The sequence below is a fragment of the Edaphobacter sp. genome (assembly GCF_035763405.1).
In the GTDB taxonomy this organism is placed as follows: Bacteria; Acidobacteriota; Terriglobia; order Terriglobales; family Acidobacteriaceae; genus Edaphobacter.
In genome coordinates this window covers 1-11,211 of the sequence record NZ_DASUBE010000144.1, presented here as the reverse complement: position 1 = coordinate 11,211, position 11,211 = coordinate 1, and the positions used below count along the sequence as shown (strand labels likewise).

Annotated in this window: 7 protein-coding genes; 4 read left to right on the top strand and 3 right to left on the bottom strand. The window is 60.2% G+C overall.

All coding sequences use genetic code 11. From position 1 onward, the window contains the following. The coding region (carB, locus tag VFU66_RS13680) for a carbamoyl-phosphate synthase large subunit (protein ID WP_326446822.1) at nucleotides 1-3,285 on the top strand (3,285 nt) is incomplete at its 5' end. On the opposite strand, the gene VFU66_RS13675 is transcribed toward carB, so the two are convergent. Then, on the bottom strand, nucleotides 3,282-3,764 hold the full coding sequence (locus tag VFU66_RS13675) for a hypothetical protein (RefSeq protein ID WP_326446821.1): 483 nt from the start codon (nucleotides 3,762-3,764) through the stop codon (nucleotides 3,282-3,284). The two genes, carB and VFU66_RS13675, sit on opposite strands and share 4 nt — an antisense overlap. A 124-nt stretch (nucleotides 3,765-3,888) precedes the next feature. Here VFU66_RS13675 and VFU66_RS13670 point away from each other — a divergent pair, with 124 nt between their 5' ends. The 3 genes from VFU66_RS13670 to VFU66_RS13660 all read left to right on the top strand — a co-directional run bounded on the left by VFU66_RS13670 (nucleotide 3,889) and on the right by VFU66_RS13660 (nucleotide 9,222). Further along, a complete protein-coding gene (locus tag VFU66_RS13670; RefSeq protein WP_326446820.1) occupies nucleotides 3,889-4,923 on the top strand; it encodes a dihydrodipicolinate synthase family protein in 1,035 nt (344 codons plus the stop codon). 245 nt (nucleotides 4,924-5,168) lie between these two features. After that, complete coding sequence (locus VFU66_RS13665; RefSeq protein WP_326446819.1) at nucleotides 5,169-7,109, top strand: DUF3857 domain-containing transglutaminase family protein; 1,941 nt, start codon at nucleotides 5,169-5,171, stop codon at nucleotides 7,107-7,109. A 55-nt stretch (nucleotides 7,110-7,164) separates the two neighbouring features. Further along, nucleotides 7,165-9,222 (top strand): DUF3858 domain-containing protein, encoded by a 2,058-nt coding sequence (locus VFU66_RS13660; RefSeq protein ID WP_326446818.1) that lies wholly within the window; start codon nucleotides 7,165-7,167, stop codon nucleotides 9,220-9,222. Nucleotides 9,223-9,361: 139 nt separating this feature from the next. Here VFU66_RS13660 and VFU66_RS13655 read toward each other — a convergent pair whose 3' ends face one another. Both VFU66_RS13655 and VFU66_RS13650 read right to left on the bottom strand, forming a co-directional pair. Beyond that, nucleotides 9,362-10,330, bottom strand: coding sequence for a tetratricopeptide repeat protein (locus tag VFU66_RS13655; protein WP_326446817.1), 969 nt, complete (start codon nucleotides 10,328-10,330; stop codon nucleotides 9,362-9,364). Nucleotides 10,331-10,611: 281 nt separating this feature from the next. Continuing rightward, nucleotides 10,612-11,211, bottom strand: a 600-nt coding sequence (locus VFU66_RS13650) for an OmpA family protein (protein ID WP_326446816.1), incomplete at its 5' end; no start/stop codon positions are given.

The following is an 11,211-nucleotide window of genomic DNA, read 5'->3' as shown; positions in this document are numbered from 1 at the left end:
AGGAATGACATCAAGAAGATTCTGGTAATCGGCTCGGGGCCGATTGTGATTGGGCAGTCGGCTGAGTTCGATTACTCCGGCACGCAGGCGTGCAAGGCGCTCAAGGCCGAGGGGTATGAGGTGGTGCTGATCAACTCGAATCCGGCGTCGATTATGACGGACCCCGAGGTGGCGGACCGCACGTACATTGAGCCGTTGACGGCTGCGTATCTGGAGGAGATTCTCCGCGTCGAAAAGGACCTGATGGACCCGGATGGGACCGGCGCTGGTGGCAAGTTTGCGCTGCTCCCGACGGTGGGCGGGCAGACAGCGTTGAATCTGGCGGTGGAGCTGGCTGATTCCGGCGTGCTCGACAAGCTGGGGGTCGAGCTGATTGGCGCGAAGCTGGAGGCGATCAAGAAGGCCGAAGACCGGCTGCTGTTCAAGGACGCGATGAACAAGATCGGTCTCGACATGCCGCGGTCGGCGCTGGTGAACAACATCCGCGATGGCCTGGAGTTTGCGGGCAAGCTCGGATTTCCGGTGGTCATCCGGCCTTCGTTTACGCTGGGCGGCTCGGGCGGCGGCATCGCGTATAACCGCGAAGAGCTGATGGAGATTTTGGCGCGTGGACTGGACCTTTCGCCGGTGCATGAGTGTCTGCTTGAGGAGAGTGTGCTCGGGTGGAAGGAGTACGAGCTTGAGGTAGTGCGCGACCTGAAGGACAACGTCATCATCATCTGCTCGATTGAGAACTTCGATCCGATGGGCGTGCATACGGGCGACTCGATCACGGTTGCTCCGGCGCAGACGCTGACCGACCGTGAGTATCAGGTGATGCGCGATGCGGCGATTGCGGTGATCCGCGAGATTGGCGTCGAGACCGGCGGCAGCAATGTGCAGTTTGCGGTGAATCCGCTGAACGGGCGCATGACGGTGATTGAGATGAATCCGCGTGTGTCTCGGTCTTCGGCGCTGGCGTCGAAGGCGACGGGATTTCCGATTGCGAAGATCGCGGCGCGGTTGGCTGTTGGCTACACGCTCGACGAGATTCAGAACGACATCACGAAGGCGACGCCTGCGTGTTTCGAGCCGACGATTGACTATGTCGTCGTGAAGATTCCGAAGTGGCAGTTTGAGAAGTTCCCCGGAGCGGACGAGGGTCTGGGGCCGCAGATGAAGTCGGTGGGCGAGGTGATGGCGATTGGCCGCACCTTCAAGGAAGCCTTGATGAAGGCTGTGCGCTCGCTTGAGACCGGCAAGAAGGCCACGGCGGACAACATTGAGCCGCGCCGGTTGACACAGCGGCTGGTGACGCCGCACCCGGACCGGCTGGCTTATGTTCGCTATGCGTTTGAGCAGGGTATGAAAGTGCGCGAGGTCGCGCGCATGACCGGGATGGACCCGTGGTTTCTGCACCAGATGAAGCAGATTACCGACGAGATCAAGGCGATTGGCGCGACGCCGATGGACAAGGTGACGGCGGAACAGTTGCGCGATGCGAAGCGGATGGGCATCTCCGACGAGCGGCTTGCCGCAAACTGGGGCCTGGGTGGAGCGGAGGGCACGGCTGCCGTCCGCGCGCTGCGCAAGAAGCTGAATGTGCAGCCGGTCTACAAGCTGGTGGATACGTGCGCTGCGGAGTTTGAAAGCTATACGCCCTATCTCTATAGCTGCTACGACGAAGAGGACGAGGCAGCGCCGACGGAGCGGAAGAAGGTCATCATTCTGGGCAGCGGGCCGAACCGCATTGGACAGGGAATCGAGTTCGACTACTGCTGCTGCCATGCGGCGTTTGCGCTGCGCGAAGACGGCTACGAGACCATCATGGTGAACTGCAATCCGGAGACGGTCTCGACGGACTACGACACGAGCGACCGGTTGTACTTCGAGCCGCTGACGCTTGAAGATGTGCTCGGGGTGTATGAGCACGAGGCGACGTCAGGCGCGGACATCGGCATGATTGTGCAGTTCGGTGGGCAGACGCCGCTGAATCTTTCGCTACCGCTGAAGAAGGCCGGCGTGCCAATCATCGGGACTTCGCCGGAGTCGATTGATCTGGCCGAAGACCGCAAGCGGTTCGGCAAGCTGATTGAAGAGTTGAAGATTCCGCAGCCCGAGGGGGCGATGGCGACCAGCGTGGAAGAGGCCGTGGCGGGTGCGAATCGCGTGGGCTATCCGGTGCTGGTGCGGCCTTCGTATGTGCTGGGCGGGCGCGCGATGGTGATTGCGTATGACGACGCTGCGGTGGTGCGCTACATGACGACGGCCATCGAATTCTCGCAGGAGCGGCCGGTGCTGATCGACCACTTCCTTGAAGATGCCGTCGAGTGCGATGTGGATGCGTTGTGCGATGGCGAGGATGTTGTGATTGCAGGCATCATGCAGCACATCGAAGAGGCCGGCATCCACTCGGGCGACTCGTCGTGTGTGTTGCCTGCCGTAGATCTTTCCGAAGACGTGCTGCAGACGATTCGCTCGTACACGCGCAAGCTGGCGCGATCGCTGAATGTGATGGGACTGGTGAATATTCAATTTGCCATTCAGCGCGGCAAGGTCTACGTCATCGAGGTCAATCCGCGGGCTTCGCGGACGGTGCCCTATGTGTCGAAGGCGACGGGCGTGCCGCTGGCGAAGATCGCATCGCGCATTATGGTCGGCAAGAAGCTCAAAGAGATGCTGCCGGAGCAGGTGGCGAGTGGACGCGATCTCGATACTGGCGCGCACTACTTCGTGAAGTCGCCGGTGTTTCCGTGGGGCAAGTTCCACGGCGTAGACACGGTGCTTGGGCCGGAGATGAAATCGACCGGCGAGGTGATGGGCGTGGCGGACAACTTTGGCGAGGCGTTTGCCAAGGCGCAGATTGCCGCCGGACAGTTGCTGCCGCTCAAGGGGACGATCTTCCTGAGCGTCAACGACCACGACAAGGAGACGCTGGTGCCGCTGGCGCGGCAGTTCGTCGAGATGGGCTTCCATCTGGTGGCAACAAATGGAACGGCAGTGGCGCTCGAAATGGCGGGCTTGCAGCCGGAGCGTGTTTACAAGGTGAAGGAAGGCCGGCCCAACGTGGTTGACCTGATCAAGGGCGACCGGATTCAGCTCATCATCAACACGCCTCATGGGCAGGACACCTTCTTCGATGAGAAGGCGATTCGGCGGGCAGCGGTGCTCGCACGCATTCCGACGATTACGACGCTGGCTGCGGCGCGGGCCGCGGCTGAGGGCATTGCTGCGTTGCAGCGCGGCACGCTGAGTGTGGCTGCTCTCCAGACGCTTCATGCGGAGCGTGCGGTGGTTGCGGTTTAGGGTTCGAGACCGAACCTTGCGCCGAATGCGTAGCTGACCATGGCGAGCGGGATCCATGCGCCGATGAGCGGGCCGTCGCCGCTCATCAGGCCGCTGCCGTGGCTGAAGGAGAAGAAGGTGCGCCAGATCTTCTCGACCGACCCGCAGTGCTCGCAGAGGCCGACGCCGGTGGGCAGGTCGAGCACCCAGACGCTGACGATGGTGAAGACCACCAGGCCGGAGATCCAGACGTAGCGGGCGGTGCTGTTCCGCTGGAAGCGGCTGATCAGAAGGCCGCCGAACATGGGGACGAGGAAGGCCAGTACGGAGGCCACGACTTTGGGGCCGGGGGAGTTCGGGTCGGGGTGGTTCATCGTCATGACGCCGAGTACACCGCCGAGCAGGACAACAGCGACGAGCGTGTGGGTGAGAAACCAGAGGGCCTCGCGGACGAGGTCACTGATGGAGCGGTCACGCGGTCTGTCGGGCGCGGTGATCATGGGGTTCTCTCACACTGCTTCCATGGCCGTTCTTAGCATATCGGGCCGGAGCGGCGATGAGGTCGGTGTTTCGCGTGTGGGGGGTCACTGTTTTGAGTCGTTTGCGGCTGGTTAGAATAGAGAGATGCTGCTTGAAGGTCTCTATCTGCCCTTGACGACGCCGTTTTCCGCCGACGGACGCCTGAATCTCAGAAAACTGGAACAGAATGTGGAGCGGTACTCGCTTGCGCCCGGCGCGGGGCTGGTGGCGCTGGCGAGGACGGGCGAGCCTTCGATGCTTTCGGACGAGGAGGCACGGCACGTGCTTCGCGGCGTGGCCCATTCTGCCGCGGTGGAAAAGGTGCTGGTCGCTGGAGTCTCGCGGGACAGCGTTGCCGGGACTCTTGAGATGGCGGAGTACGCTGCCGGGCTGAGCTATGATGCGGTTCTGGTGAAGCGGCCGGGCGTGCTTCGGGGCCGTTCGGCGAAAGAGTTGCTTCAGTACTTTCAGATGATTGCGGACCGGTCAGCATTGCCGGTAGCGCTTTGGAGCGAGCCGGACGGGATGCTATCCGGGGAGTTGGTTGCAGAGTTGTCTGGTCATCCAGGTGTGATTGGGATACTGGATGATGGCGCGGATCGTCAGCGGGTTGAAAGGCTGCGGTCGCTGACGGCGGCGGTGAAGCGGGAGGTTACGGTGACTGCGGTATTTGCTGCGGTGACGGGCAGAATGCGGAGGCAACAGGCTGGGGGCGAGTGGGTGTCGGCTCAATCGCTGAGCGCGAAGGCCGGGGTTGCGATGGTTTCGCCGAAGATGGCTGCGCGGACCCGGACGAAGACGGTTGGCTTTCAGATATTGACGGGTGGCGTTGGCGGGGTGCTGGAAGGACTGCGGGGTGGCGCTGTGGGTGCGATGGCGGCGTTTGCGGCCTGTGCTCCGCAGGCGTGCTACGAGGTGCTTGCTGCGTGGAAGGACGGCGACGAGGGGTTGGCTGAAGAGAAGCAACGACGGCTTGGCGAGATTGCCCGGAGGATTGAGGAGCAGCTTGGCGTGCCGGGTATCAAATATGGGTGCGACCTGAACGGCTATTACGGGGGCCCGGCGCGACTTCCATTGCTGCCTTTGACCGGCGCTGAGCGCGGCGAGGTGGAAGAGTTGATGCACGGCATTCGCAACTGACAGCAGACTGTGGTCAGGGGTGGATCCCGACTCTCATAGTCGGGAATGCAATGGCAAATACGTTGCACTCGATTTCACTTGCTCTTCGCCCGGGTCCGTCGTATAACACTCCAACGCGCAACAGTTACAGCCGGATGGCTGTTGGGAATCCGCAACGATACGAGAACTTTGGGCAAGTGAACGGGATGATCTGCCAGGCAGCGATCCTTCGTAGAGTACGCACCTATCTGCTATCCGTATCTGCTTTGACCGTACTGGTTCTTATCGCTGGGCCAGCTTATGCCTCGAAGCAGGACAATGTTCCGGACTGGGTGACGGCGGCTGCGGCGCAAAAACTGCCTGATTATCCGCCTGAGACTAACGCGGTGGTGCTGTTGGACGATACAACCTACACCGTTGCGCCCGATGGCAGCGCGGTGGAGCATTGCCGTCATGTGGTGAAGATTCTTCGTCCGCAGGGCCGGGATGAAGGGATCGTCGCAGTTCCTTTCGACAAGGACACGAAGATCGTCTCGCTGCATGCGTGGAGCATTGGGCCGGATGGTCATCAGTATGCCATCAAGGACAATGAGTTCGCGGAGATGGGTTATCCAGGACAGGGGAACTACTACGAAGATGACAAGATCAAGTCTGTTAGTCCCCCCGGCCGTGACCCTGGAGGTGTGATCGCGTATGAATATGAGCAGCGTACCCGTCCCTATCTGACGGAGTACACGTGGTTTTTTCAGAGCAACATTCCCGGGCTTGCCCAAAGCTTCACGCTGGTGCTGCCGCCCGGTTACACCTTTGGCACCGTCTGGGCCCATCATCCGGAGACCAAGGCGATGGATCTTGAAAACCAGAGATGGCGTTGGGAGATGAACAACGTTCCCGCCATCGATCTTGACCATGTTCGGCTTCGTCCTGCGGAGTTCTCGCTGGTGGGCCGCATGACCGTTCACTACAAAGGCCCGGGCATTGTTTTTCCCACGGACGGCACGTGGCAGAGTATCGGCGAGTGGTATGCGGGGCTCGCGAAAGATCGCCTTGTGGCCACACCGGATATTGCAGCGAAGGCCAGTGAACTGACCGCAGGCAAAACCGATTTTTACGACAAGGCCGAGGCCATCGCTGATTTTGTTCAGCAGCAGGTCCGGTACTTCGTCATTGAACTTGGCATTGGCGGCTACCGGCCGCACTTTGCGGACGACATTTTTCGGAACCGCTACGGCGATTGCAAGGACAAGGCCACGCTGCTGAGCGCGATGCTTTCTGCGGTGGGTATCCACTCCGCGCTGGTGATGGTGGATAGCAGGCGAGGCGTGGTGGATCCCGATGCGCCGTCGATCGTCGGCAACCACATGATTGCGGCTATCGAGATACCCAAAGGCTATGACTCGCCCAGGCTCCACAGCGTGGTCACGGCCAAATCGGGGCAGCGGTATCTCATCTTCGACCCTACGTGGGAGAAGACGCCCTTTGGCCAACTCGAAGACAACCTGCAAGGCGGATACGGCCTTCTGCTTGAAGGGGCCGACAGTCAGATTGTGCAGTTCCCGGTGCTTGCGCCAGACCTGAACACCATCGAACGCACGGCCAATTTCAAGCTTGCGGCGGATGGCTCACTTCAGGGTACGGTCACGGAAAAGCGATTTGGCGATGTGTCGGAAGGTCGTCGCAGTCTCTATACCATGGCTGATGCCAAGGAGCAGTCGCGGTTTCTCAATATGGTTCTGGGTCAGGATTTCAGCGCATTCTCGGTTGCGGACTTCAAGGTGGAGAACGTCGATGCGCTCAACAAGGCCCTTACGACCTCATACGTCATTACTGCAGATCATTATGCAAGGAACATGGGCCCGCTGCTGGTTGTCCGTCCGCGCGTACTTGGTAGCGATGGAATTGAGGTGGATGACAAGCCGCGTCGCTACCCTATCAACCTGCATGAGACGATGCAGGAGACTGACAATTACACGATTACGTTGCCTGAGGGATATACCGCCGATGAGGTGCCTGACGCGGTGGATGTGGACCTGGGCTTTGCTGTCTATCGGAGTTCGAGCACCGTCAAGGACAATGTGTTGCACTACACCCGCACGTATACGGTGCGTCAGGTGACACTGCCGGCGGAGAAGTACGGCGACGTGCGAAAGCTCGCAGGAGTGATTGCGGCCGATGAACAGGCTCGCGCAGTTTTGAAGAAACAGTAGTCTTCAAATTCGAGTTGATAGGAATGCGCCATACAAACGGAAGAAGGAACAACCCATGAACCGGATTTCACGGTACTGCCTCTCTGCCTTGCTCTGCATGTTCACTCTTGCTCTCAACGCGCCGTTTGCCCGCGCAGACAAATGGACTGAGCCGACGCACGAGGAGCTTTCGATGACCTCGCAGCCGCAGGTGCCGGGTGCATCTGCGGTGTATCTGTTCTACGAGGAGACCTCGACGGACGATCTCCACTCATTCAGCGTCTACGCGCGAATCAAGGTGCTGACGGAATCGGGGAAGGACCGCGCCAACGTCGAGATTCAGTATGCTCACTGGCGCGAGGGCGCCAGCTTCACCGTAGATGAGGTTGAAGGCAGGACGATCCACTCCGATGGTACGGTCATTCCTTTTACCGGCAAGCCGTATCAGAAGCTCATTCAGAAAGACCAGGGTGTGAAGGTCATGGCCAAGGTCTTTACGCTTCCTGATGTTCAGGTCGGAAGCATCCTTGAATACCGCTATAACATTCGTTACGACGATGACTACTTCGTTGCGCCGAAGTGGTATATCCAGGGCGACCTCTATACCCGCAAAGCACACTATGTCTGGAGGCCGACGACCCACGACATGGTCAACGAACGTGGGGACATGATCAACACCATTTCATGGTTTCCCATTTTGCCCGTTGACGCGAAGTTACAACAGACAGAACTGCCTGCGAGCGGGATGGAGGGCCCGCACCATGTCTTCGAGCTTACGGTTCAGGATGTTCCGCCCGCACCGCATGATGAGTACATGCCGCCGATTACCAGCCTGACGTATCGCGTGCTGTTTTATTACACGGAATATCGCAACGGCAACGAGTTCTGGGAGAAGGAAGGAAAGTTCTGGGACAAGGCCCGAAACAAGTTCATCGGCCCCGGGCATGAAGTCACCGCAGCGGTTCAGCAGTTGGTCTCTCCGGCAGACACGCAGGACCAGAAGCTGAGAAAGATTTACGCGGCAATCATGCAGATGGAGAACACGAGCTACACACGTGCGCAGACGGTGCAGGAGGACAAGGCGCACGGCCTGAAGGAAGTCCATAACACGGACGATATTCTGGAGCGCAAGCGCGGCAACGACGATCAACTAACGGAACTCTTTGTCGCCATGGCGCGCGCGGCCGGGATGAAGGCTTATGTGGCTGCTGTGACCAATCGCGACAGGAACATCTTCATCAAGAACTTCCTGACCTTGAGCCAGCTCGACGACTATGTCGCCATCGTCAATGTAGATGGGAAAGAGCAGTACTTCGACCCCGGCTCGCGCTACTGCCCATACGGACATCTGGAGTGGAAGCACTCGATGGCGGACGGCATTCGCCAGACGGACAAGGGATCGGATTTCGTCGAGACTCCGGCTGAGCCGTATACCAACTCACGCACGCAGCGCATCGGCGATCTGGTGATGGATGAGCATGGCTCGGTTTCCGGCAGCGTCAAGATGACTTACATAGGATCGCCTGCGCTCTACTGGCGTCAGCTTGCTCTGAATGGTGACGAGACAGGCTTGCGGGAGAATCTGCGCACAAGCGTCGAGCATTTGCTGCCGCAGGGCATGGAGGTCAAGGTCGTCTCGATCGATTACCTCACCGATTACCAGCAGCCTCTGGCGGTCAACTTTTTTGTGAAGGGAAATATCGGAGAGCCTACGGGCAAACGGCTCTTTGTGCCCTCGGATATCTTCGAGTCCAATGCCAAGCCGCGCTTCACCAGCGTAAAGCGCGAGGTGCCGGTTTATTTCGACTATCCTCACATGGTTCAGGATGCTGTACGCATCAAGTATCCCGCGGACTTCGCTGTGGAATCGTCTCCGGCCGCGGACAAGCTCCAGTTCAAAGACTTCGCGCTGTATCACGTGTCGACTGACTCGGCGCCGGGTAGCATCACCTATCGCCGCAGCTTCTCGCTTGGAGAGATCATCTACCTTACGCCGGAGTATGCAGGGCTGCGCGACTTCTTCTCGAAGATGCTGACCAAGGACCAGGAGAACATTGTGCTGACCACGGCTGGTGCTGGCTCGAAGCCAACAACTGCCGCTGCTGCGCCGAAGCCGGCGACTGCTGCGAACTGAGGTTCAAATCCCCGACGCGCCAGTCGGACTGGGCTTGAACGTTTTCCACATAGGTGAAGCCCAGGGCTGGCCGATGCGAAGCGCAGATTCCCTTCGGGAATGAGAACAAAAGAGGCGAGGGCGCAATGTGCGCCGGTTGCTAGCGGCGCGCTGAGGTGGTGACGCCCATGCCGCTGAGGCGGCTGCGGGCCTGCATGGCTTCGGGTGAGTTGGGGAAGCGTTGGATGAGCAGGCGAAGCTCGCGGATGCCGGCGTCGCGCTGCTTGAGCGCGAACAGCGCCTGGCCTTTGTGGAGGCGCGAGACGGGAACCTTGTTGCTGGCCGGGTAGTTGTTGATGACGGCGTCGTAGCTCTTGATGGCCTCGGTGTAGCGGCCGGCGCGGTAGTCGATCTCGGCGCGGTAGTAATAGGAGTTGCCCGAGAGCGGGTTGTCCGGATAGTTCTTGATGACGTCGCCGAACTCGGAGGAGGCGAGCTTGTATTTGGCCGCCATGTAATCGTTGAGCGCGGTCTTATAAAGGTCGTCGGCAGGTGGGGCTGCGGGCGACGCCGGTGACGCGCCTGCGGGGATGGCGGCGGAGGGCTTACCTGAGGTGAGCGGGCTTTCCGTTCCAGGAGGGAGTGCTCCGGTGTTCGCTCCGGCGGGATTGGCGCCCGGGGATCCCTGGCCACCCTGGATGGCTGCGCTGATAGACTGCTGCTGGCTCTGGACGTCACCGACCATCTTTTCGAGATGGTCGAGGCGTGCCTTGAGTTCGTCGAGCGAATCGTTGAGGGACTGAATCTGGCCGGAGATCTGGTCGATCTTGCCGTTCTGCGCGTCCTGCTGGTTTTTGATCTGAAGCTGGATGGCATCCATGCTGGAGGACATTTTGTTGACCGAATCGGCGCTTTGCTGGACGAGGTCCTTCAGCACACCCATGCGCTCGTCGTTGGACTGCTGGAGACGCGCGACGGCGTCCTGAAGCTGCTGCACCTGGACCTGAAGCTGGATGATGTCTTTGTTGGCGGCGCGGGCCTGGGGCGCAGCAAGCGAGACGGCAAGCAGGGCGGCGGTGATGCCGAGAGACTTCGAGGTGCGGGCGAGCAGTGCGTAGCGTGTGGACATGGGCGGCTCGATTTCCTTATGTTCGACTGCCTTCCGGTTCTGGAGGCATTGCTTCAATTATTCAATTAAATGGATGCGGATGACAGGGTAACAGGTTGGGGCGGCGGCTGGGGTTTCCACATTAGGGCGGCGCTTTCTCCACTGGGAAAATGCAAAGGCGGGTTGGTTATGCTTTTCCCGTCGCAAAAAGCGGGATGGATAGGGCACCCGAGCGTTTGTGTTCTTGCTCAACACAAACGCGGGCGGAACCGAAGTTCCGCCCGGTTGCAGGTTGATGTGGATTAGCGGTCGAGCGAGAACTGGTCGCGGCGGTTCTGCTGCCAGCAGCTTTCAGTCTCCTCGGTGCAGAACTGCTTCTCCTTGCCATAGCTGACGACGCGCAGACGGCTGGCCGGGACGCCTGCATCGACGAGCGCGGTGCGGGCGGAGTTGGCGCGGTTTTCGCCGAGGGCCAGGTTGTACTCAGCCGATCCCCGGCTATCGCAGTAGCCGCCGATGACGACCTTGATGGCTGGGTGCGCGTTGAGGTACGCGGCGGCCTGAGTGATGGAGGTCTTGGCGTCGGGGCGCAGGTCGTAGCTGTCGTAGTCGAAGAAGACGTCGGCTACATGAGCGTGGAACTCAGCTTCGGATCCCATGTCGCTCTCGTTCGGGCCGGGCGCGGTGGGCGCGACAGGCACGCGGACAGTGACGCGGACGTTGGCTTCGGTGCTGCCGCCGTCGCCGGTGGCGGTGAGGTGGAAGTTGGTCGAGCTGGAAGGCGTGACGGTCTGGGTGCCGTTGGCCGGGACCGTGCCGATGCCGTCAATGGTGACGGAGTTGGCGTTTTCCGTGCGCCAGTTGAGCACGACGGACTGGCCCTGATCGACGGCGAGCGGGTC